General features: G+C 65.0%; 20 protein-coding genes and 1 pseudogene. 12 read left to right on the forward strand and 9 right to left on the reverse strand.

The genetic code is table 11. The features are described 5' to 3' along the window. Positions 1–9: 9 nt before the first annotated feature. The 4 genes from FHW94_RS12645 to FHW94_RS12660 form a co-directional block, all read right to left on the reverse strand. Complete coding sequence (locus tag FHW94_RS12645; protein WP_168556211.1) at positions 10–801, reverse strand: NTP transferase domain-containing protein; 792 nt, start codon at positions 799–801, stop codon at positions 10–12. 2 nt (positions 802–803) lie between these two features. After that, positions 804–1,904, reverse strand: coding sequence for an inositol-3-phosphate synthase (locus FHW94_RS12650; protein ID WP_168556212.1), 1,101 nt, complete (start codon positions 1,902–1,904; stop codon positions 804–806). A 296-nt stretch (positions 1,905–2,200) separates the two neighbouring features. Beyond that, positions 2,201–3,151 (reverse strand): CDP-alcohol phosphatidyltransferase family protein, encoded by a 951-nt coding sequence (locus tag FHW94_RS12655; RefSeq protein ID WP_168556213.1) that lies wholly within the window; start codon positions 3,149–3,151, stop codon positions 2,201–2,203. Positions 3,152–3,231: 80 nt separating this feature from the next. Further along, complete coding sequence (locus FHW94_RS12660; protein WP_168556214.1) at positions 3,232–3,510, reverse strand: metal/formaldehyde-sensitive transcriptional repressor; 279 nt, start codon at positions 3,508–3,510, stop codon at positions 3,232–3,234. A 398-nt stretch (positions 3,511–3,908) separates the two neighbouring features. On the opposite strand from FHW94_RS12660, the gene FHW94_RS12665 reads away from it, so the two are divergent. From FHW94_RS12665 to FHW94_RS12705, 9 genes are all read left to right on the forward strand, one after another. After that, positions 3,909–5,255 carry a carbohydrate porin gene (locus FHW94_RS12665; RefSeq protein ID WP_168556215.1) on the forward strand — a complete coding sequence of 449 codons (1,347 nt, stop codon included), beginning with the start codon at positions 3,909–3,911 and terminating at the stop codon, positions 5,253–5,255. A 15-nt stretch (positions 5,256–5,270) separates the two neighbouring features. Then, complete coding sequence (locus FHW94_RS12670; RefSeq protein WP_168556216.1) at positions 5,271–7,001, forward strand: ABC transporter permease subunit; 1,731 nt, start codon at positions 5,271–5,273, stop codon at positions 6,999–7,001. A 25-nt stretch (positions 7,002–7,026) separates the two neighbouring features. After that, complete coding sequence (locus FHW94_RS12675) at positions 7,027–8,334, forward strand: nitrate/sulfonate/bicarbonate ABC transporter ATP-binding protein (protein WP_168556217.1); 1,308 nt, start codon at positions 7,027–7,029, stop codon at positions 8,332–8,334. 627 nt (positions 8,335–8,961) lie between these two features. Beyond that, a complete protein-coding gene (locus tag FHW94_RS12680) occupies positions 8,962–10,287 on the forward strand; it encodes an MATE family efflux transporter (protein WP_168556218.1) in 1,326 nt (441 codons plus the stop codon). Positions 10,288–10,383: 96 nt separating this feature from the next. Beyond that, positions 10,384–11,046, forward strand: a complete 663-nt coding sequence (locus tag FHW94_RS12685; protein ID WP_168556219.1) for a TetR/AcrR family transcriptional regulator — start codon at positions 10,384–10,386, stop codon at positions 11,044–11,046. Between the two features lie 171 nt (positions 11,047–11,217). Then, complete coding sequence (locus FHW94_RS12690; protein WP_168556220.1) at positions 11,218–11,517, forward strand: cytochrome c; 300 nt, start codon at positions 11,218–11,220, stop codon at positions 11,515–11,517. Next, on the forward strand, positions 11,514–13,133 hold the full coding sequence (locus tag FHW94_RS12695) for an FAD-binding oxidoreductase (RefSeq protein WP_168556221.1): 1,620 nt from the start codon (positions 11,514–11,516) through the stop codon (positions 13,131–13,133). The genes FHW94_RS12690 and FHW94_RS12695 overlap by 4 nt, the downstream gene beginning before the upstream one ends. Before the next feature lie 54 nt (positions 13,134–13,187). Continuing rightward, positions 13,188–13,712, forward strand: coding sequence for a MarR family winged helix-turn-helix transcriptional regulator (locus tag FHW94_RS12700; RefSeq protein ID WP_168556222.1), 525 nt, complete (start codon positions 13,188–13,190; stop codon positions 13,710–13,712). Beyond that, complete coding sequence (locus FHW94_RS12705) at positions 13,709–15,001, forward strand: MFS transporter (RefSeq protein ID WP_168556223.1); 1,293 nt, start codon at positions 13,709–13,711, stop codon at positions 14,999–15,001. The genes FHW94_RS12700 and FHW94_RS12705 overlap by 4 nt, the downstream gene beginning before the upstream one ends. A 15-nt stretch (positions 15,002–15,016) precedes the next feature. Here FHW94_RS12705 and FHW94_RS12710 read toward each other — a convergent pair whose 3' ends face one another. From FHW94_RS12710 to FHW94_RS23270, 5 genes and pseudogenes are all read right to left on the reverse strand, one after another. After that, positions 15,017–15,703, reverse strand: coding sequence for a hypothetical protein (locus FHW94_RS12710; protein ID WP_168556224.1), 687 nt, complete (start codon positions 15,701–15,703; stop codon positions 15,017–15,019). A gap of 78 nt (positions 15,704–15,781) precedes the next feature. Continuing rightward, positions 15,782–16,468 carry a DOPA 4,5-dioxygenase family protein gene (locus FHW94_RS12715; RefSeq protein WP_168556225.1) on the reverse strand — a complete coding sequence of 229 codons (687 nt, stop codon included), beginning with the start codon at positions 16,466–16,468 and terminating at the stop codon, positions 15,782–15,784. A 154-nt stretch (positions 16,469–16,622) separates the two neighbouring features. Then, positions 16,623–17,156, reverse strand: coding sequence for an LLM class flavin-dependent oxidoreductase (locus FHW94_RS23260; RefSeq protein WP_349237511.1), 534 nt, complete (start codon positions 17,154–17,156; stop codon positions 16,623–16,625). A gap of 29 nt (positions 17,157–17,185) precedes the next feature. Further along, positions 17,186–17,740: pseudogene (locus FHW94_RS23265) on the reverse strand (LLM class flavin-dependent oxidoreductase); the annotation flags it as partial. Positions 17,741–17,773: 33 nt separating this feature from the next. Next, positions 17,774–18,031, reverse strand: a complete 258-nt coding sequence (locus FHW94_RS23270) for a hypothetical protein (RefSeq protein WP_246866119.1) — start codon at positions 18,029–18,031, stop codon at positions 17,774–17,776. Between the two features lie 230 nt (positions 18,032–18,261). Between FHW94_RS23270 and FHW94_RS12730 the strand changes: the two genes are divergently transcribed. From FHW94_RS12730 to FHW94_RS12740, 3 genes are all read left to right on the forward strand, one after another. Then, a complete protein-coding gene (locus FHW94_RS12730; RefSeq protein ID WP_168556226.1) occupies positions 18,262–19,521 on the forward strand; it encodes a molybdopterin-dependent oxidoreductase in 1,260 nt (419 codons plus the stop codon). Then, positions 19,518–19,820: a cytochrome C gene (locus FHW94_RS12735; protein WP_246866120.1), complete on the forward strand. Its 303-nt coding sequence runs from the start codon at positions 19,518–19,520 to the stop codon at positions 19,818–19,820. Before FHW94_RS12730 ends, FHW94_RS12735 begins: the two co-directional genes overlap by 4 nt. Positions 19,821–20,207: 387 nt before the next feature. Beyond that, complete coding sequence (locus FHW94_RS12740) at positions 20,208–23,609, forward strand: S41 family peptidase (RefSeq protein WP_168556227.1); 3,402 nt, start codon at positions 20,208–20,210, stop codon at positions 23,607–23,609. The last annotated feature ends 24 nt before the right edge of the window (positions 23,610–23,633 follow it).

Consider the following 23,633-nt stretch of genomic DNA (forward strand, 5'->3'; position numbering starts at 1 on the left):
ATCTGGCGATCAGATCGCCGGGCTGAACAGCGCGGGAATTGCCTGGGGCAGGTCGGCTTCGGCCTGGGCATGGGCGCGGGGGTCATCCACGTCGATCCACCAGGCGCCGTCGATTTCCATAGTCGCGGCGCGGCCGGCATCGGCCAAGACCTGCATCCCGTCAGACAGCGATCCCGGCTTGCCCTGGGCAACGGCCTGGGCAATTGCGGCCGGCAAGGCTGCTGTGGCCAGGAATGCGCCGCAATCGACGGCGTCATAGGGAAAGATGGTCTTGCCGATCGCGGCAATCGTGCCGTCTGGGCGCGTGCGTACCCAGGTGGCATCATCAGGATCGACCAACGGATTGTCCAGCCGCCGATCGATCGCCAGCGTCACATCACGCGTGTCTGCGCCTTCGCCCGTCAGGCGTTGCAAGATTTCAGCGGAAAAGATGTGGTCTGCCATCATCAGCAGGAACGGACCATCCACCAAGGCGGCGCCGGCGATCACCGAATGGCCGTTGGGCAGGGTCCAGTCCGCCACGCGGGCGGCCGTGATCGTCACGCCGCAGCGGGCGGCAAGATCGGGCAGGGCGGCTTCCACGCGGGCGGCCTCGTGCCCGGTCACCACCACGATATGGGCAATGCCGGCAGCGGCGGCCTGGCGCACGCCCAGTTCCAGCAAGGGGAAACCGCAAACCGGGGTCAGCGGTTTCGACTGGCTGAGATCGCGCAGGCGCGATCCCAGTCCAGCAGCCAGGATAACCGCATGCCGGGGCACGACAACGGCATTGGCGGGCCGCAGCCCGGCAGCGGTATCCATGCTTATTCGGCGGCCTGCGGCACCGCCGCGATATATTCGTCCACCATGCGCAGGGCGACATCGTCGATGAACTGCTGCGGCGGGTGTTTGCAGAAATAGGCCGACGGGCCGATCAGCGCGCCACCTTCACCGCGTTCCAGCGCCACCTTGCAGCAACGGATCGCATCCATCACGCAAGCTGCAGCGTTGGGGCTGTCTTCCACCGAGAGACGCAGTTCCAGGTTCACCGGAACGTTGCCCCATTGCACGCCTTCCATGCGCAGGAAGCAGATCTTGTTGTCCTTCTGCCACGGAACGTATTCCGACGGGCCGATGAGGATATTTTCCTCGGCCAGGCGCTGGGCCAGCATGGCCTGCACGGCTTCGGTCTTCGATTCCTTCTTGCTCGACAGGCGATGGCGGTCGAGCATGTTGAGGAAGTCGGTGTTGCCGCCGGTGTTGAGCTGGTAGGTGCGCTCGGTGGTCACGCCGCGCGCCGAAAACAGCGTGGACAGCGTGCGGTGCACGATGGTGGCGCCCACCTGGGCCTTGATGTCGTCGCCCACGATCGGAAGGCCGGCGGCGCGGAAGCGCGCTTCCCATTCCGGGTTGCTGGCGATGAACACGGGGATGCAGTTTACCACGGCAACGCCGGCTTCCAGCGCGCATTCCATGTAGAATTCGCTGGCCTTTTGCGAACCCACGGGCAGGAAGTTGAGCAGGATTTCAGCGCCTGACGCCTTGAGCGCTGCCACGATGTCCGCCTGGCTGGGGTCTTCGCCCTCGGCCACGATGAACCCGCGTTCGCCGGCCACGGTCATGTGGTCGGCCACGCCGTCCAGCACGCGCCCGCGCATCACCTTGGCGCCGATGGTCGGCACGTCCTTGTAGAACACGGTGGTGTTGTTGGGTGCGGCAAAGATCGCCTCGCCCAGGTCCTTGCCCACCTTGCGGGCATCGACATCGATCCCCAGAACGAATTCCACGTCACCGGGCACGTAATCGCCGATGACATCGTGGATCAGGCCTTGGGAAGAGTTGTTGTTCTTGTAATAGAAAACACCCTGAACCAGTGAACTGGCGCAGTTCCCGACGCCAATAACCGCGACTTTGATCGATGGCATTTTAGGTAATTCTCCTGCGGCCAGACCGGCGCCCCAGCTGATTTTCAGCGAGATGCCTGCCTGACACTCAAACGAAACTGCCTTTTCGCGGTGCTGCCCATCGTGCCCCTGCACAGGGTGGAATGGGTGGAACCCGGACGGTCCGGACCGGAATGGCCAAAATAGAGCAATACTGGGAACATGGCAATGGAGGGTGGAGCACTTGTTACATTATGACTGCCGTGCTGCATCTATGTTGCAATCAAGCGCTCGCTTCGCCGCTCTCTTGCAACGCTTCACCGCTCTCACCGGCTTTTTCAGGCGTCACCCAGCGAGGCGACAAAATCTTTTTCAAGCCGCTTTGCCGCGCTGCCCGCATGATGGATCGAGGCGATCAGCACCAGATTGAGCAGCACCGCCTCGAACAGGAAGTAATAAAGCGGCGATCCGGCCAGAACGGCCAGGCCCAGCAGGATCGTGCGGCTGTTCGCGCCCAGGATGCGCCACGACGGCAAAAGGTCTGCCGCATGCGCGCGGGCGATGTCGTGCGCCCTGCCGGCACGCGTCGGGTCGCTCGCAAGCCGGTCGAACGCGGCATCCACCTCGGCGCCGCCCGGCGCCAGGGCACGGCCCAATAGCAGGTAAAGCCGTGCCAGCGCAGTGCCGGGCCCGGTGATCGGCACGTCATCCTGCCGCAGCCAGGCGTTGCCATAGGCCCACCACTGATACTGCCGGCGTTGCACTTCGTAATGATTGGCCTGCACGATCCGGCTTAGCCCCGCAGCCACCACGGCGATCCAGCACCAGGCGCTGACATGCTGCTGCAGCCACCAGCCGAGCATCAGATAGACCACGGTATGGCTGCCATAATCGCACAGCCCGTCGACCATCTCACCGTTGGGTCCGCTGCGCTTGGTCAGCCGCGCAAGGTCGCCGTCGGCGCCGTCCACCACGTGCCAGCTCATGTGCAGCACCAGGCCGAGCAGTGCGGTCCAGGGCCAGCCCGGCTGGCAATAGGCGATGCCCGCTGCCACCACCATCGCTGCGCCAAAGACCGAGACCATGTTGGGCGTGATCGGCGTGGGCGCCAGCGCCCAGGCCATGCGCCATGACAGGGGGTGATAGATCCGGCTGTTGAGCCAGTCCTGCAGTTCGCGCGGGCGCAGCGGCCGGTCCGGGCGCACGCGGGAGCGGCCGTCTCTCGGGGCGGGCGTGGCAGGTGGCGTGGTAACGGTTTCGGCTGTGGCCAGAGGACGCGACGGGTTCATCGGCGGCACCCTATACCGCAGCATCGGCGTAGCCAATTGCAAACAACACGGGGTCATCCGCCGGGCCGGCAGCCCAGGGCTCAGCGCAGATAGGCCTTGATGATCGCCACCAGTTCTTCGGCGGCCTGGGTCTTGGGGTCGCTTCCAGGCAGGCTGGGATCGACCATGTGCTCGCGAATATGGTCCTCGATTACTTCGGCAATGAACCCTTCCAATGCGCCGCGGCACGCCGTCGCCTGCTGCAGCACGCGGGCGCATTCCACCTCGGCGCCTACCGCCCGCTCCAGCGCGTCGAGTTGTCCCTTGATGCGCTTGAGACGGTTGAGCAGTTTCTGTTTCTCGGCGGCCACGTGGCTCACGATCCTGTCCCTTTTTTAACTTGATACCATACTCCCCTAGGGTACAGGGGCGCCCAAGTCGAGTCGCCCCCATTCCGCATCAGCGGGGTGGGGCTGGCCCGATGATCTCCAAGGAATCTCATGATGCCGCGAAGTTGCAAACATGCCGCCGACGAGGGAGACAGTAGGCTCGAAAGCCTCACTGGCGCTTGCGTTGCGGCCGGCAGCTTGCCCAACCGGATTGCGCGGCACGTCGTGTGATGTGTCTTCGGTCCGGTCGGGTGACTGCTTCCCGACCAAGGACCGAATGAATGACCGGAATCGTTTTCCCGCTCGTGGCGCGCGCCCTGCGCGCGTCCGCTCTTCGCAACATTGGCTTGTCACATTCCGCCGCTAGGCACGCGGCGGTGACGCGCGTGATGGCTGCATGGATTGATGGCTGCAGGACTGGCCGGCTGGCTCTTGCCGGCGCTGCCGCTTGTGGCCTGGCCCACGCGCCGGCATTTGCCGACACGCCAGATCAAGCCTCGGATCAGGCTGCCGCCATCCATGGCCAGTATACCCTGGTGGCCCAGGGCGTCGGCAGCTTTGCCTCGCCCTATATGGGGGATAACAGCCTGGCGCCGCGCCAGGTCAAGGCCACCAACGATGTCACGCTCTATCTTGGCGCGCGGCCCTGGCAGGGCGCGGAAATCTGGGTGAATCCCGAAATCGACCAGGGCTTTGGCCTGTCGAACACGCTGGGCGCCGGCGGGTTTCCCAGTGCAGAGGCCTACAAGGTTGGCCAGTTCAGCCCCTATTTCAAGCTGCAGCGGGCGTTCCTGCGGCAGACGATTGCGCTCGGCGGCAGTGCCCTTGCGCTCGATGCCGGGATCAACCAGCTGCGCGGCGTCACCACGGCCAACCGTGTGGTGATCACGGCCGGCAAGATGGGCGTTGGCGATGTATTCGACACCAACCGCTATGCCCACGATCCGCGCGGCGATTTCCTCAATTGGTCCCTCGTCGATACCGGCAGCTTCGATTACGCCGCCAACGCTTGGGGCTATACCTACGGCGTCGCCGCGGAATGGTACCAGGGCCCCTGGACCCTGCGGGCCGGGCTCTACAACTTGTCCAAGGTCCCCAATGGCATCGCGCTGGAAAGCGATTTTCGGCAGAATGCCATCATCGTGGAAGGGGAGCGGCGTTTTTCCCTGGGTGGCCATCCTGGTGCGGTACGCGTCACCGCGTTTCGCAACCGCGGTCGCTTTGCCCGCTTCGATGATGCACTGGCCCTGGCCCGCGCCACCGGCCAGGCGCCCGATCTGGCACCGGTGCGCACCATGCGCGATCGCCTCGGCATCGCCATGAATGCCGAACAGGAAATTACTGCCAACCTCGGCCTGTTCCTGCGCGCGGGATACAGCGACGGCACCATCGAAACGTATGATTTCACCGATATCGATCGCACCGTCGCGTTGGGTGCAGCGCTGCAGGGCAAAGCCTGGGGCCGCCCGCAGGACACCGTGGCCCTGGCCGGCGTGGTCAACGGCATCTCGTCCGCGCACCAGCGCTGGCTCGCCGCCGGCGGGCTGGGTGTGCTGGTCGGAGATGGCGCGCTGCCCGATCCCGGCAACGAGCAGATCGTGGAGGCCTATTACGCGTTCCGCCCGGTCGGGTGGGGTTCATTGACGTTCGATTACCAGCACATCGCCAATCCGGGCTACAACCGCGATCGCGGCCCGGCCAATGTCTTTGCCCTGCGCGTCCACGCCGGCTTCTAAAAGGGCCTCAGGATCATGACGTCCACCCGCCTGCCCAGCTTTTCGCGCATGTTGCGTCTCTCCCGGCCCAACCGGGAGGATGCGATTGCCTTCGCCATTCTTTCGGGGCTCGCCGTGCTGGTGTTTCGCACGGCCGAGGGCGTGGTGGCGCCGCTCTCCAGCCTGAACCTCGAACCGGTCACGCTCGATCCGGCGCATCTGCCCTATTACGCCTTGCGCACGGTGTTGCGCATGTTCGCCGCGCTGTTCGCCTCCACCGTGTTCACCCTGGTGGTGGCCACGCTGGCCGCGCGCAGCCGGCATGCGGGCCGCTTGATCGTCCCCGCGCTCGACATCCTGCAATCGGTACCGATCCTGGGCTTCCTCACGTTCACGGTCACGTTCTTCATGAACCTGTTTCCCGGCAGCGTTCTAGGGGTGGAACTGGCCAGCGTCTTTGCCATCTTTACCTCGCAGGCGTGGAACATGGCGTTCAGCTTCTATCAGTCGCTGCGCAGCGTGCCCGACGACCTGGAAGAGGTGTGCCACGGCTTTGGGCTGTCACCGCTGCGCCGCTTCCTGCGCCTCGATCTGCCCTATGCCACGCCGGCATTGGTGTGGAACGCGATAATGTCGATGTCGGGTGGCTGGTTCTTCGTCGTCGCATCCGAAGCCATCACCGTGGGCAACACCACCGCCACGCTGCCAGGGATCGGGTCCTACCTTGCCCTGGCGATCCAGCAGCAGGATTTCCGCGCAGTCGGCTGGGCGGTGGGGGCGATGGCGGTGGTGATCCTGGCCTATGACCAATTGTTCTTCCGCCCCATCGTGGCCTGGGCCGATCGCTTCCGGTTCGAACAGACCGCCGGTGCCGATGCCCCGCGCAGCTGGTTCCATGGCCTGCTGCGCCGCACCCGGTTGCTGCCGGTGGTGCTGGCGCCGCTTGGTGCGCTTGGCCGCTTGCTCCTCACGCTCGAACCGCGGCCGCGTCGTTCAGGGGCAGCGCGGGTGCGTCAGCCAGGCCCTTGGGCAGAGCGGGCCTGGCAACTCGGGGTGTGGCTCGGCGTGGCGGTGGCGCTGGGCTGGACCGGCCATTATCTGCTCAGCTGGTTGACCATGGCCGATCTCACGCAGGCCCTGGGCGATGCGCTGATCACGATGCTGCGCGTGATCGTGCTGATCGCGCTGGCCAGCCTGGTGTGGGTGCCGCTCGGCGTCATGATCGGCCTGCGCCCGCGGCTGGCGGAGCGAGTCCAGCCCGTCGCGCAGTTCCTGGCCGCCTTTCCGGCCAACGTCCTGTTCCCCTTTGCGGTCATCGCCATCGTCCGCTTCGATCTCGCACCCGATGTCTGGCTTTCGCCGCTGATGATCCTGGGTACCCAGTGGTATATCCTGTTCAACGTGATCGCCGGGGCCAGCGCCATCCCCAATGACCTGCGCGAGGCGGCTGGCATGTTCGGCGTAAAAGGCTGGCAATGGTGGCGCCAGGTCGCGCTGCCGGGCGTATTCCCCTATTACGTGACCGGTGCGCTCACCGCCTCGGGCGGCTCGTGGAACGCCTCGATCGTCGCCGAAGTGGTCACCTGGGGCGATCATCATCTTCGCGCCCATGGCCTGGGTGCTTATATTGCCGATGCCACCACGGCCGGAAACTATCGCCAGGTGGCCTTGGGCATCGCCGTGATGAGCCTGTTCGTGCTGGGCTTCAATCGCCTGGTCTGGCGTCCGCTCTATGCCTTCGGCGAACGTCGCCTGCGCCTTTCCTGACCCCACTTTCTCCGGAGTATCCGCCATGGCAACCATCGTGCCGGCTCGGCCGCTGATCGAGGTCAAGGGCCTCAACCATTTCTACGGTCCGCCACCGGGCGGCCATCTCGTGCTCGAAAACGTGGATCTCATGCTTTATCAGAACGAGGTTGTCGGCCTGCTCGGCCGCTCGGGCTCGGGCAAGTCCACGCTCTTGCGCTCCATCGCCGGCCTGATCCAGCCGCGCCAGGGCACCGTCACGCGCATCGCCAGCCCGGATTGCCCCGATCCCAGCGTGGCCATGGTGTTTCAGACCTTCGCCCTGTTCCCCTGGCTCACCGTGCTGCAAAACGTGGAACTCGGGCTGGAAGCACAAAAGGTGCCCGCACCCGAACGCCGCACCCGCGCGCTCGCCGCGATCGACCTGATCGGCCTCGACGGCTTTGAAAACGCATATCCCAAGGAACTGTCGGGCGGCATGCGGCAGCGCGTCGGACTTGCGCGTGCGCTGGTCGTCAATCCAGCGCTGCTGTTGATGGACGAACCGTTTTCCGCGCTCGACGTGCTCACCGCCGAAACCCTGCGCACCGATCTGCTCGATCTGTGGTCGGAAGGGCGCATGCCGATCCAGTCGATCCTGATCGTCACCCACAATATCGAGGAGGCGGTCCAGATGTGCGACCGCATCCTGGTGTTCTCGTCCAATCCCGGCCGGGTCGTGGCGGAAATCAAGGTGGATATCCCGCGCCCGCGCGATCGCCTCGATCCCCCGTTCCGCGCCTTGGTCGATGATATCTATGTCCGCATGACCGCGCGCCCGTCTGATGTCGCGCCTTTGCGGGAAGGGGTGTTCCCCGGCACCGGCATCGCCATGGTGCTGCCGCACGTTTCCACCAACACGCTCGCCGGGTTGATCGAGGAAGTGGACGGCACCCCGTTCAATGGCCAAGCCAGCATGGCCGAACTGGCCGACTCGCTCAATTTCGAGATCGACGATCTGTTTCCCATGGCCGAAACCCTGCAACTGCTGCGCTTTGCCGAACTGCGCGGCGCGCAACTGCTGCTCACCCCTGCCGCGCGCCGCTATGCCCAGGCCGATGTCGATCACCGCAAGGCGATGTTCGGCGAAGCCCTGCTCGCCCACGTTCCGCTGGCCGGCCACATCCGCCGCATCCTGGATGAACGCGCCAGCCACAAGGCACCCGCCCGCCGCTTCCGCGACGAGCTCGAAGACCACATGAGCCCCGACTTCGCCAGCGAAACGCTCAAGACCGTCACCAACTGGGGCCGCTATGCCGAAGTCTTTACCTACCACGAGGACGACGACCAGTTCAGCCTCGAAGACCCGCAATAGCCGGGCAGGATGGGCGGCGAGAGGTTTTTTGTGCTAACGCCGTGATATGAACATCGAAGGACTTACGATCGACGCCCTTAAGGTTCTTGCTCCAGATGACCTGGACGTATTACTAGCGTTTGGCAGGCCGATTACATTTCGAATGGGAACGGCGAATCTTCTCGTGGAATTTAACAAGTCCGACGACGAGCTATGCGTAAACTTGGCGCATGTGGACGGCGGTGGAGAGGGCGTGCTGGTGTTACTTTGGAAGCTGATAGCAATCTACGCCAGAGATCCAAAGTACACGCGTATTCGTTGGAACGTACATGCGCTGACTTGCGCGAATCCCAATCCTCGCCTTCAAAAATTTCTCCGAGATCGGGGGTTCACGGAAACATCTAGCGACCTTCATGGCCGGGTTTTGACACTATGTCAGAAGTTGTGATGTTCTCAGCGCAGTCATCAAGAAGGCTTTCGCAACCGTAAACCTCATGGCGGACATCTTTCATTTCTTCTCGCCGCGCAGGCAGTGGAGATTGCTCAAGAGCTCGCGTCGGTTCATGAGCATGGCCGGCCCGGCGCTGCCAAGGGCGCGGCCGTAAACGCCATATGGGGAACCGACGGCAGCATGATCCGATCGACGCCATGACCACGATTAGCAGGCGCGTCATTTTCGCCCAGGCCTGGCCGATCATTGTTGGACAGGCGTTGGTGCCCTTGGTCGGCATCGTTGATGTGGCGGTGATCGGCCGGCTCAGTGATGCGCGCAACCTCGGCGGCGTCGCGCTCGGGGCGACCATCCTCAACCTCGTGTTCTGGACCTTCGGATTCTTGCGGATGGGGGTCACGGGCATCACCGCGCAGGCGCACGGAGCGCGTGACGAAACGGAAATCCTCGCCACCATCCTGCGCGGGCTCGGCCTCGGCCTCGCGCTGGGCACGGCGGTGCTGGCGCTCTCGCCGGTGATCGTGCCGATGAGCCTGTCAATCATGGCGCCGCCGGGCGGCGTGGGCGCTGCGGCGCGGGCGTTTCTCACCATGCGCCTGTTCGGTGCGCCTGCAGCGCTGGGATTCTACGCCATCAACGGATGGCTGCTGGGCCTTGGGCGCACGCGCTTGGCGCTGGGTGTGCAGGCGGTGATGAACGGGGTGAACATCGGGCTCGACCTGCTGTTCGTTGGCGGGCTGGGCCTGGGCGCGCGCGGCGTTGGCCTCGGTACGACGCTGGCCGAATGGAGCGCACTGGGCGGTGGCATCGTTGCGATCCGCCTCGTGCTTGGCCCGGCGTGGCGGGGGCAGATGGGCGCCATTGGCCAGGCACGACTGCTCGAGGCAGCGGCAATCCGGCGTCTGGTCGTGGTCAATGCCGACATCATGGTGCGAACGCTCGCCATGCTGGGCATCTTCACATGGTTTACGCGGTCGGCCGCCATGTTGGGGCCGGTTCCGCTGGCGGCCAACCACGTGCTCATGCAGTTCGTCAGCATCAGTGCCTTCGTGCTTGACGGATTCGCCTTCACGGCCGAGGCGCGGGTCGGTGCTGCAATCGGCGCGGGCTCCCGGCCGGCCCTGTTGCGCGCGATCCGGTTGACCGGCGAGTTTTCGCTGGCTGGCGGCGTGCTGTTTTCGGTGTTGATCCTGATCTTCGGAAACGATGCGATCGCATTCCTCACCCCCGACGCGGCCATCCGCGCATCGGCCGAGGCGATGTTGCCGTTGTGCGCGGCGATCCCCACGGTCGGCGTGGCCAGCTGGCTGCTTGACGGCATCTTCATCGGCGCCGTCGCGGGCAGCATCTTGCGCAACGCTGCGTTGGTGGCACTGGTGCTTTACCTGCTGACCGATTTTGCGCTGAAACCGCTTGGCGACATGGGCATCTGGCTCGCGCTCCTGGCAAGCTATGCCTATCGCGCGATCGCACTCGGATTGGCAATGCCAGCGTTGCTGAAACGGGTGGCGAGGGCGGCATAGAAGCCTATTCGCCCAAGGGTGGCGGCACATTTTACGCCTGTTGCCCCGGCGGCGCCGGCGATAGACGCAAAAGGGCATCAGCAACAGGAAGCAAGCGTGGCCGACCCCAAGCATTCGAGCGAACGGCGGATCGAAATCGGGCAACTGCGCCGGGCAAAGACCCGCGCCCGCATCATCGCGGCCGCCTTCGAACTGTTCGGCAGCCAGGATGGCCTTCAGGTTCGCGTCGAGGAAGTTTCGCAGCGTGCCGGCATTACCCGGGCCACGTTCTACGATCATTTCACCGGCATGGCGGAACTGCGCGAGGCGGTCACTTATGAAGTGACGCACGATTTCCTGACGGCGGTGAATAGCGCGGTTTCCATGCTGGAAGATCCGCGCGAGCGGGCAGCCGCCGCCATTCGCTTCTATCTGCACAAGACGCGCGAGGATCCGCGCTGGGGTTGGTCGATGGTCAATCTCAGCGCCAACGGCATCATTTTCGGTGCGGAAACCTACAAGCAGGCCGAACTGACCGCGATCGATGGAATCAAGGCGGGGCTGCTGCGTCCGGTCAGCAGCGCCATCGCGCGCGATTGCATCCTGGGAACCTCGCTGGCGGCGATGGGATCGATGCTGCGCGGCCTCGTGCTGCCTGACTATCCCGAGCAGACCGTTGAAATCATCCTTGTATCTCTTGGGGTTGATCAGGTGCTGGCAGCACAGATCGCCGGCCGCCCCCTGCCGCGCCTTTGCGTGACGCCGAGTCCTGCAGACTGAAACTTGACACAATGAAAGATTGTGCCTAGCCATCACCAATCTTGCGAAGCGTCTGATTTGAGTTGGCGCGGCAGCGATCAGAACAAAATCTGACGATTGGGAGACGGGATGATGCCGAAATGGAGCGGCGAGGGTTCCTGCTTGCGGGCTGCACGCAGGGCAGCCTTGCTCATGGTCAGGACTATGGTGGCGGCCGGCCTGTGCGGAGCGGGCGCCAGTGCCTCGGCGCAGGAAACGCCGCGTCCGCCCGAGCGAATCTATGCCACGACCTGCGGCTATTGCCACGGCGCCCATGTGGCCCCGATTATCCGGGGCCGCAAGCTGCCTGCGTCCTACATCGCGCAAATGGTCCGTTCCGGGCCGCTTGCCATGCCCGCGTTTCGTCCCACCGAAATCACCGACGCGGAATTGCGGGCGCTGTCCGTCTGGGTGAGCCGGTCCAAAGCCGATCCCAAGGAGTTGGCGCAATGAGCAGCCTGTCCCGACGTGACATGATGCGTGCCGGCGTGGCCGGTGCCGCCGCGCTGGCAACGCCGGCGATAGCCTCCCCGCTCGATGGGCCGCGGGTGCTGCCAGTCCATCTCGATCGTGCGGCTTTTGCTTCGGTCGTGGCCGAATTGCGGGCGATCGTAGGGGCGGAATGGGTCTTTGCCGATCCCGAAAGCACGTTGCCCTATGCCAAGAGCTTTACCCCCGATCCGCGTGGCGAGCATATCCCGAGCGGGGCAGTGGCGCCTGCATCGGTCGAGCAGGTCCAGGCGATCCTGAAAGTGGCCAATCGCCACAAGCTGCCGCTGTGGACGGTCAGCACCGGCAAGAACATGGGTTATGGCTGTGCCACGCCGGCCAGCAGCGGCCAGATGATCCTCGATCTCAAGCGGATGAACCGGATCATCGCGATCGATGCAGACCTTGGCACTGCCCTGGTCGAACCGGGCGTGACCTACCAGGACCTGCACGATTATCTGGTGGCGCACGACCTGCCGTTCTGGATCGACGTGCCGACGGTTGGGCCGATCGTCTCGCCGCTCGGCAATACGCTGGAGCGCGGGGTCGGCTATACCCCCTATGGCGATCACTTCTTCATGCAGTGCGGGATGGAGGTCGTGCTGGCGGATGGCACGCTGGTGCGCACCGGGATGGGTTCGGTCAAGAACTCCACCACCTGGCAGGCGTTCAAGTGGGGCTATGGGCCTTATGTCGATGGCATTTTCACCCAGTCGAACTTTGGCGTGGTGACGAAACTGGGCTTCTGGTTGATGCCCAAGCCGCCGGCGTTCAAGCCGTTCATGGTGCGCCACGATGCAATGGGCGATGTGGCCCGGATCGTGGATGCCATGCGCCCGTTCCGCATGAACAATCTCATCCCCAATGTCGTGCTGATGATGGGCGCGGCCTATCAACTGGCGATGTTCCACCGGCGCGAGGAAATCTGGGACAAACCCGGCCCGGTGCCCGATGCGGTGATCCATGACTTCGCCCGCCGCCAAGGCCTGGGCATGTGGAATACCTACTTTGCCCTCTACGGCACCGAAGAGATCATCGCTGCGGTCGAACCGATCGTGCGCCACGCGTTCGAGAGTTCGGGTGGCGAAGTGCTGACCGAGCAGGAGATGGGTGGCAACAAGTGGTTCAACCACCACAAGAACCTGATGAGCGGCCAGCTCTCGCTGGAGGAAAAGGGCATCATGCGCTGGCGCGGCGGCGGGATGACCTGCTTTGCCCCGGTGGCCCCGGCCAAGGGCGAGGAAACCAGCGCGCAGACCGAACTGGCCAAGCAGATTCTGGGCAAATACGATCTCGACTATTCCGTGGCCTATGCAATCGGCGGGCGCGAACTGCACCACCTGATCTTCATTCTCTATGACAAATCGGTGCCCGAGGAAGAGCGCAAGGCCGACGCCTGCATCCGCGAGATGGTGACGACGTTCGGCGAGCGCGGTTGGGCGGCCTATCGCACTGGCGTGGCGACGATGGACTTGGTAGCCAGCCAGTATGGCGAGGCGAACCGCGCGCTCAATGCCCGGCTCAAGCAGGCGCTCGATCCCAACCACATTCTCTCGCCCGGCAAGCAGGGCATCGCATGACAGGCCAAGCCCGATAGGCGTGCGCGCCGGCCGGCCACCACGTTCTATTATCTGATGCGCCGCGCCACGCCGCGCCGCACGCCATGGCGTGCGGCGTTGACAGGTCCTGATGGCCGGCGGCATATGATGCATATGCATCAAGATTCGATCTCCATCGATGGCCTTGCCTGCGCGTGCAATGCGCTGCGCAAGGCGTCGCGCGCGGTTACCCGCTTCTATGACGAGGTGATGGAAGACACTGCGCTTTCCCTCGCGCAATTTGCCGTCCTGCGAAACATCGCCCGGCACGAGCCCGTCCCGCTGATGGACCTCGCGCATATCCTGGTGATGGATCGCACGACGCTTTATCGCACGCTCAAACCGTTGGAGCGGGAAGGGTGGGTTGCCATCGACGAGGGCAAGGGGCGTGCCAAGCAGGCCAGGCTGACAACGTCGGGCCATAAGGCGATCGCTGCTGCCAAGGATGCCTGGGACCAGGCACAGCAGCGGCTGATCGGCCAGTTCGGCCTGCAGCGCTGGGCCGATGTCGAGGCCGCCCTGCAGGATCTCGTGGCAATCTCGCAAGGAGGCCGGGCATGAGCCGTCTGCTCCACAAGACCGGGCTGGTGCCTGCCCGCGCGCATATCATCCTCGTCGTTGCGGCCACGTTCCTTGCGTTGCTCGTGTCTGCAGGGTTGCGCGCCACTCCGGGCGTGCTGATGGTGCCGCTCCAGGCCCACTTCGGCTGGGATCGGGCCACCATTTCCCTGTCGGCGGCGATCGGCATTTTCCTCTATGGCCTGGTCGGTCCGTTCGCTGCAGCGCTGATGGTGTCCTTCGGCATTCGCCGAACCATGCTGGCTGGCCTCGTGCTCATGGCGGCATCCACTTTCGCGAGCCTGTGGATGCGGGAGCCCTGGCACTATCTGCTGACTTGGGGCGTGCTGTCGGGCATCGGCAGCGGTGCGGTCGCATCGGTGCTGGGCGCCGCAGTGGTCAATCGCTGGTTCGCCACGCGGCAGGGGCTGGTCATGGGGCTGCTGAGCGCCAGCACCGCGACCGGCGCCTTGATCTTCCTGCCCCTGCTGGCCTGGCTATCGCGCGAGGGAGCCTGGCGGCCGGTGGTCTTGGCCGTGAGCCTGGCCTGCCTCGCCTTGGTGCCGATCGTGGCGCTGGTCTTGCCCGAGCATCCCGGCGATATCGGCACGCGCCGCTTTGGCGAAGGCCCCGACAGTGCGCCGGCACCCGCACCCAGGCAGGCACGCACGGCCGGCCTGGCGATCAGCGTGTTGTTGCGTGCCGGCCGGCGGCCGATGTTCTGGCTGCTGTTCGGCACATTCTTCGTCTGCGGCTTGACCACCAATGGACTGGTCGGCACGCACATGATCGCCTTTTGCGGTGACCACGGCATCGCGCCGGTGGCGGCGGCCGGCCTGCTTTCGACCATGGGCCTCTTCGACTTGTTCGGAACCACCGCTTCGGGTTGGCTGACCGATCGCTACAATCCGCGCGTGTTGCTGATCGTCTATTATGGCCTGCGCGGCCTTTCGCTTCTGGCGCTGCCCTTCCTCAGCTTCGATGCCACCAGCCTGGGCGTCTTCGCGGTGTTCTATGGCCTGGACTGGATCGCCACGGTGCCGCCCACCGTAAAGCTCGCCAACCAGGCCTTCGGCGAACAGGAAGCGCCGATCGTGTTCGGCTGGATCCAGACCGGCCATCAACTCGGCGCGGCCTGCGCGGCCTTTGCTGCCGGTGTCATCCGCGAACAGAGCGGCAGCTATGCGCCTGCCTTCGTGGCCGCCGGGATCATGGGCGTGGCAGCGGCGGTGGTTCTGCTGGTCACTTTGCAACGCCGCCAGGCAGCACCGGGATCGCCGTTGGCCGCGTGATCCGGGCTGCCGTGGCTATGGCTGCTTTCTCTCCTGCAGCGCCTCGCCCAGGCTTCGGGCCGTGTCGCGGACTGTGGCATCCGACTGGCGCGCCGCTTCCAGGAAGTCCACTTGCGATGCGGGTGTATAATTGCATCCCACAAACAGGCTGTCGCTTGGCCCGGCGTCCGGCAGTTCGCCACCGAAAGCCTTGGCAAGCATGGCGGCCGTGGCATTGCCGGTCGGTTCGAACGCGCCCAGCATCGGGCCGCTGTCCGGATCGATGAACCGATAATACTGCTCGGTGCCCTTGATCGGCGCCCGCGCCATTTTCTGGGCAGCGATGAACGCTTCGGCCTTCTTGCGCGGCCAGAGCGTGACCACCCAGTTCTGGAGGAAATAGACGCGGTCGACCGGCTCCTCCAACATCAGGACCGGCCGCGACAGCGTATAGCCATAGAGGCCCAGCATACCTTGCGTCTGTTTGTCGTCGTCCTTGATCTCGTGCATCCAGGCCGGCGAGGTATCACCGAGAAACAGCGCGCCGGCAAAGGCTTCGAGTGCCTCGCGCGATCGGCACGACAGCGCCTCGCCCAGCGCCTGGGGCGTCAGGGCGGGATCCTGGTTTTCCTGTTGCCCAGCGCTCTGCGCGCCCGCATGCGCGCTTGCCGTGGCAAGAAACGCCGCAGCCAAAGTCGCGGCGGAAAAGAGAAATTTTTTCATCGGGATACCTGAAACCAGCGACACGGATCGTCAACCGATAAAGCCGATCGTGCCGGCCGGTTCCAGCGTGCCGCGCGATCAGACCTCGAGGATGACCGAAGGCCGCGTGTTGGGATAGACCGGTAGATCGTTGCGCTTGCCCGGCGTCAACGACGTTGCCATGCCATAGGCATTGACCGGCTGCGACCGGTTGACCCACAGCGCATAGTAGAGATGATCGGCGCGCGGGTTGTCGGTGTTCGGATGGATCAGGATCGTCAGGCCCAGGCTGTTGAGCTGAAGCCATGGAATGATCACCGGCAACTGTTCCACGGTAAAACCGAAATAGAACGACGGGGTGACATGCGGCCCGCGAGGTTCCTTGTTCCAGTTGCCCAGTTCCACGGCAAAGCGCTCTGCCGCCCATTTTCGCAGCAAGGCGGCCTTGTGATAGGTATCCTCGTCGAAATAGACGTGCGCGTGATAGCTTTTGATCGCGGTGTAGGGCCGGGGCGTTGCGGGCAACTGCGCCTCTCCCGGCCGGGTCGATCCGGGGCGACCGGTAGGCTCGGCAAAGGTCTCATACCCCCACTCGCTGTCGCCTGTCGTCGTGCTCGGTTGCAGCTTGCCTGCGGTGATTGCCTGGCCACCGGGCGAAGCACCCTGCGCCTGCTGTGGCATGGTGCCGGCGGCCGCAGCGCCAAGCCCGGCAATTCCGGCGCCCAGCACCGCGCGGCGCGTTGGGGCCAACCGGTCGGCCCATTCCTGATCAATCTGTTCGCTCATGCGATCTGCCCTGCGGTGTGGTTGAATGTCCAGGTTTTCACGGCGGCATGCGGTGCTTGGATCGGATCGCGGCATGCCTCATAGACGACCTGCCGTGCCAGGCACTCGGGCGTGCTGGCCGGCGCGATCGGCAGTTATCGACCAATCGACGCCATCATTCTGCGGCGACGCGGGCCATGTCCCGCTCCGCCACCGCGGCGCGGACCAGTGGCAGCAGATCGCGGCCATATTCGATGGCATCTTCCAGCGGGTCGAACCCGCGGATGAGGAAAGTGTCGATGCCCAGATCGTAATAGTCGAGCAGGCTTTCCGCGACTTGTTCGGCAGTGCCGACCAGCGCGGTGGAATTCCCGCTGCCTCCGGTCAGCGCGGCAATTTCGGTCCACAGCCGCTTGTCGCGCACACGGCCGCCGGCGGCGGCGTCCAGCAGGCGCTGGGACCCGACATTGGGCACTGTGCCATCGTCATTGCGGAACAGTTGCACCGGATATGCGCCTTGGGCCTTGGCGCGCTGCGCCTTGGCTGCGGCCAGGATGCGATCGGCCCGCGCCCAGGCTTCGTCTTCCGTGCGGGCGAGCACGGGGCGCAGCGACAGGCTGAAGCCGATCTGGTCTGACCGCCCGTGCCGCGCGGCTGCCGCGCGGACGCGGGCGATGGTTGCGCGGTCTGCTCCAGCGTTTCGCCCCACAGTGCAAAAACGTCGGCATGTTTGCCCGCCACGGCGATGGCCTCGTCCGACGAGCCGCCGAAATAGACCGGCAGATGCGGTTGCTGCACCGGCTTTACTGCAGCAAAGCTTTGGCGGACCTGGTAAAACGGACCGTCGTGATCGAATGCCTCGGTCGCGGTCCAAGTGCGCTTCACCACGTCCAGATAATCGTCGGTGCGGGTATAGCGTTCAGCCTTGCCCAGGAAGTCGCCGTCGCGCTGCTGCTCGGCATCAGAGCCGCCGGTGATGATATGCACCGCCAGCCGCCCATCGATGAACTGGTCCAGCGTGGCCAGTTGGCGTGCGGCCAATGTCGGTGCAACAAAGCCCGGGCGATGGGCGAGCAGGAACTGGAGCCGCTCGGTTTGCTGCGCGGCATAGGCTGCGATCTGGAACCCGTCCGGGGCGCTGCTGAAATAGCCGATCAGGACGCGGTCGAAACCGGCCAATTCGTGCGCCCGCGCGATCGCGCCCAGATAGACTTTGTCGACGACCGGGCCATGTGGCGCGCGGCTTTCCGATCCGCCGCTGGTGCCGATGGCCCCGATGAACTGCACGGGCATGTTTGCGCTCCAGGTTTGCGTTTGGTGCCGCGATCAGGCGGGTTCGGGCAGCGTGGGCCCGTGCGTTGCGCGCAGGGTGGGATAGTCGGTGCAGCCGTGGGCGCCGCCGCTATACCAAGTGGCTTCATCCTGCGGATTGAGCACCCCGCTGGCGCGCTGGGCATAGTATTCAACCCACAGGCCACCCGGTTCGCGGGTGTCCGCATCGTTGCGGGCACGGCCGAGCGGCGCCATGACGATACGGTTGGGCGCGGTCAGCCGGCCAAGCCGACCCGGTTCGAATAGACCCATGGAAACCACTCCTAGCCAAGGGGGCCAAGGCTATGGCTGCCGGCGTGGCGGGACAAACGAGTTCGGCACGTGGGTGCTTCAGCGTTCATGATACGTCATGCAGCTGGTTGACCAAGCGCAGCGGCGATCGTCCAGTTTTGCTGCATGGTATATTGGACATTGCCATGCCGATTTCCATCGCATGGCAACCGCGCTAGTCTCTTGCGGCATAGTCGGGGGAAGAGCAGGCGATGGTGCGATCCGAAGCAGATGGCGAAGAGGCAGGCGGTGCCATTCCACTCGCGCGCCGGGCGGTGACGACTGGCCTGCTGGCAACCGCTGCCGGCGCCGCCATGGCTGTGGATGGGCACGCGGCCGTGCCCCATGGCACTGCTCACCTGCCCTTTGCCAATGGTGAACGGCCGCTCGCCCGCTTTCCGCAAAAGCGGCCGTTGATCCTGCAGACCAGCCGCCCGCCGCAGTTGGAAACACCCTTCGCCGTGTTCGACGAAGGGCTGCTGACACCCAACGACGCGTTCTTCGTGCGCTATCACCTGAGCGACCTGCCCACCGATCTCGATGCGCGCAGCCATCGCGTGGACGTGGGCGGCCTGGTCGATCGCGCGCTGTCGCTGTCGCTGGCAGATCTGCAGCGCGATTTTCCGGCGGTCGAACTGGTGGCGGTGAACCAGTGCTCGGGCAACGGGCGGGGTCTTGTTGCCCCACGCGTGGCGGGTGGGCAGCTTGGCAACGGGGCCATGGGCAATGCCCGCTGGCATGGCGTGCCGTTGCGCGCCGTGCTCGAACGCGCGGGCGTCAAGGCTGGCGCGCGGCAGGTGGTGTTCGACGGGCTGGACCAGCCGGCCGCCGCCTCCGTGCCCGACTTTATCAAGGCCCTCGATCTCGATCATGTGCTGCAGGGCGAAGTGCTGCTCGCCTGGGGCATGAACGGCCAGGCGCTGCCCTTTCTCAATGGCTATCCGCTGCGGCTGGTCGTGCCGGGCTATTACGGCACCTATTGGATCAAGCACCTGTCCCGCATCACGGTGACCGACAGCGTGTTCGACGGCTATTGGATGAGCAAGGCCTATCGCATTCCTGATACCGCCTGCGGCTGCGTGGCCCCTGGCGCCAAGCCCGATCGCACCCGCCCGATCGGCAGGCTCAACGTTCGCTCGTTCGTGACCAGCCACGCCGATGGCGCGGTGGTGCGCGCCAACGCGCCGGTGCGACTGCGCGGGATCGCGTTCGACGGGGGCAGCGGCATTGCCAGCGTGGCGATCACCCGCGATGGCGGCAGCACGTGGCAACCTGCGCAGCTTGGTGAAGATCTCGGGCGCTATTCGTTTCGCGGCTGGCAGGCAGAAGTGGCCTTGCCGCCCGGCGTTCATGCCATCGGCGCGCGTGCCACCAGCCAAAACGGCGAGGTCCAGCCGCTGGAGCCGCAATGGAACCCCGCAGGCTATCGCCGCAACGTGGTCGAAACCGTCCACATCGAGGCACGGGCATGATGCGGCGGCTGGGCATTGCAGCCCTGGCCGTGGCGGCGCTGGTCACGCTCTGCGCGGCCACCTATCGCCTGCCGCCAGAACCCACGGTGCGGCTGGGCACCGGCAGCGAGGCCGAGCTGGCCGAGGCGCATTGCGCCGCGTGCCATTCGCTCGATTATATCGTCAACCAGCCACCGGGCATGGGCATCGCCTTCTGGACTGCCGAAGTCGCCAAGATGCGCACCGTCTATGGCGCGGCTATCGATGACGAGACGGCAAAGCGGATCGCGACCTATCTGGCAGAACGCAAGGGCACGTAAGGCCGGTGCGTCGGAACACCGGCAGGACCGCGCCTTGTGCTCTGGTGCCGCGCTCGACAGGCTGGGTTTAGGTATGGTGCCAGCGAGGCGGATTTCATGTTCTTTGCCAGTCCGGTTCCCGCCACAGGCTTGCGGGCAAGACCGGCCGAGGTTGGCATGCAGGTTGCGCGACCTTCCCGCCGTTTGATGACTGGGTGCGCCCCACTGTGGGGACGCCCGTTGAAATAACGCGTACGATTGCGGCGCTACAGCGGGCGCTCAAGATTTAGGCGCGGCGCCTTGGCCTTGTCGCATCCTTTACCATGCGCTGCCCCGGTTTTCGGCAATTGTGGCCCGCTGTTGCCTGCGCTAGCGTGCGCGCCGGCCATTTCGGCCCCCGGGGGGAACATGCGACGCAACCTCATTGTGCTGGCCTCGGCCTTGCTGGCAACCACCACTTTCGCCCTGCCGGCGGCGCGGGCCGCCACCGATCCCTTGTTGCTGCAACAACCCACGCTTTCGGCCACGCAGATCGCGTTCGTCTATGGCGGTGAAATCTGGATTGTGCCGCGCAGCGGCGGGCGCGCGGTGCGATTGGTGAGCGGCCAGGGCGCCCTGTCGGGCCCGGTGTTTTCGCCCGACGGCAGCCAGATCGCGTTTACCGGCCGCTATGACGGCAATACCGATGTCTATGTCGTGCCCGCGCTTGGCGGGGAACCGCGCCGCCTGACCTGGCATCCCGGTGCCGACGTGGCACTGGGCTGGTCGGCCGATGGCAGCCGCGTGCTGTTCCGCTCCCCACGCGTGGCGGTGCGCGATGCGCACCAGATGTTCCTGGTGCCCGCCAGCGGCGGCGCGCCCACGCCCGTGCCGCTGCCCAGCGGCGAGGAAGGCGCCTTTTCCCCCGATGGCAGCCGCATCGCCTATTCCCCGATCGAGCGGTGGCAGCCCGCGTGGAAGCAATATCGTGGTGGGCAGACCGCTCGAATCTGGATTGCCCGCCTTTCCGATTCCGCGGTCACGCCGATCCCGCGCCCCAACAGCAATGACACGCACCCGCTATGGATCGGCGACAAGGTCTATTTCCTGTCCGATCGCGATGGCCCCGTCACGCTCTACAGCTATGATCCGGCCAATGGCGCGGTAACGCGGCTGGTGGACAACGCCCAGGGTTTCGACATGGCGGCGATCGGCGCGGGGCCTGGGGGAGTGGTGATCGACCATTTCGGCAGGCTTGAGATCTATGACATTGCCAGTGGCAAGGTCAGCCCGGTGCCGGTGACGATCGATGCCGATCTGCCGCAGCGGCGGGCCCATTTCGTGGAGATCAAGCCGGATGGCGTCACGCATGCGCGGCTGAGCGGCACGGGCAAGCGCGTAATCCTCGAGGCGCGCGGCGACGTGCTTTCGGCGCCGGCCGAAAAGGGTGACGTGCGCAACATCACCCACTCGCCCGGCGTGGCCGACCGCGATCCGGCGCCATCGCCCGATGGCAGCAAGATCGCCTGGTTTTCCGATGAATCGGGCGAATATGCGCTGCATGTCGGCGCCGCAGACGGCCTGGGCCCAGTGCGCAAGATCGCCTTGGGAACGCCGCCGTCGTTCTTCTACAACCCGCGCTGGTCGCCCGACAGCAAGAAGATCGTGTTCGAGGACAAGCGCCTCAACCTGTGGTTGATCGACCTCGCCAGTGGCGCGGCGCCGGCAAAGATCGACACCAATCTGTATGACGCGCCCGGTTCAAATTTCGACGCGGCCTGGTCGGCCGACAGCCAGTGGATCGTCTACACCCGGCAGTTGCCCAGCCACTTGCACGCCGCCTGGGTGCATTCGCTGGCCACGGGCAAGAACACCCAGGTCACCGACGGGCTGAGCGACGTGATCTCCCCCCGGTTCGATCGCAACGGGAAGTACCTCTACTTCGCGGCCACCACCGCCACCGGGCCGGCGACGGGCTGGCTCGATATGTCGAGCATGGGGCGCGCTATCGACGGGGCAGCCTATGTCATGGTCTTGCGCAAGGACACCGCCTCGCCGATCGCCCCCGAAAGCGACGAGGAAAGCCCGGCCGATACGATGCCCGGCCGCGATAAGCCGGCCAAGCGCAAGGCCCGCGCCAAGGACGACGGTGCCAGTTCTGCCGCCGAAAAGCCCGATGAAAAGGCGGACAGCAAGAACGATAAAGACGAGAAGACCGAAAAGGATGCCCCGCCACCGCCGGTGCGCATCGATTTCGACGGGCTGGACCAGCGCATCCTCGCCCTGCCGATCCCGCGCGCCAATATCGTGCAACTGGAAACCGGCAAGGAGGGCGTGGTCTACACCCTGACCATTCCGCCCGCCGCGACCGATGCCGATTACCTGGAAGGCGACGAGGCCGGCCCGCCGCGCACGCTGTTCCGGTTCGAGTTGAAGGAACGCAAGAACAAGGAACTTGCGCAAGGCGTGCTGCCCGACAGCTTCTCGGTTTCCGCCGACGGCACCAAGATCCTGCTGCAGCGGAGCGGCACCTGGCTGGTCGCCGACGCCGACAAGGAAGTGAAGGACGGCGACAGCGCCAAGCCGGTCAAGTTCGAAGACGTGCGCGTGTGGGTCGATCCCCAGGCGGAATGGAAGCAGATCTACCACGAGGTCTGGCGCATCGAGCGTGACTTCCTCTACGATCCCAACCACCATGGCCTGGACTTGGCGCGGGCCGAAGCGCTCTATGCCCGCTTCCTGCCGGGCCTGGCCGCGCGGCAGGATCTCAATGTGCTGCTGGAAGAGATGACCGGCCATATCTCGATCGGCCACACGTTCATCAACGGCGGCGACGTGCCCGAGCAGCAGACGGCCAAGGGCGGGTTGCTCGGCGCCGATTATGAAGCGGTGGACGGGCGCTGGCGCATTGCCCGCGTGCTGCTGGGCGAGAACTGGAATCCCAAGCTGGTTGCCCCGCTCAGCCAGCCTGGCGTCAATGTCCATGCCGGCGAGTTCATCCTGGCGGTAAACGGCCAGAGTGTGACCACCGATACTGAAATCGACCGCGCGCTCGATGGCACGGCGGGCAAGCAGACGGTCTTGACCGTGGCCACAACGGCCAGCGGGGCTGGCGCGCGCAAGGTCACCGTGGTCCCGATCGCCAGCGAGGGGCAGTTGCGCCTGCGCAGCTGGATGGAGGGCAACCGCCGCACCGTCGATCGCCTTTCGGGCGGCAAGCTTGCCTATGTCTATGTGCCCGATACGGCGGCGGGTGGCTTTGCCAATTTCAACCGCTATTATTTTGCGCAAGTGGGCAAGCAGGGCGCGGTGATCGACGAGCGCTTCAACCATGGCGGGCAGATCGCAGACTACATCGTCGATCAGTTGAAGCGCACGCCGCAGATGATCAACGTGACCAGGGAAGGGGCTGACCAGATTGAGCCGGCGGCGGCCATCTTTGGCCCCAAGGTGATGATCATCAATGAAATGTCGGGGTCTGGCGGGGATGCGCTACCCTGGTTGTTCCACAAGGAAAAGGTGGGCCCGCTGGTGGGCAAGCGCACCTGGGGCGGCCTGGTCGGCATCGGCAATTACCCGCCGCTGATCGATGGCGGCAGTGTCACGGCGCCGCGCTGGGCGATCTATGGCACCAGTGGGCAGTGGGAAGTGGAAGGGATCGGCATCCCGCCCGATATCGAGGTGGAACAGGACCCCGCGCTGATCCGCCAGGGCCATGATCCGCAACTGGAGCGGGCTGTCGCCGAGGCGCTTACCTTGCTCCAGGCCAATCCGCCGCAGCAGTTCCCCAAGCCGCCACCGATTGTGAAGCACCCCGTGCTGCCGCAATAACCAGCGCAAGAACCGGGCCGGGGT

The organism is Novosphingobium sp. SG720, assembly GCF_012275365.1.
GTDB classification, from domain to species: Bacteria; Pseudomonadota; Alphaproteobacteria; order Sphingomonadales; family Sphingomonadaceae; genus Novosphingobium; species Novosphingobium rhizosphaerae.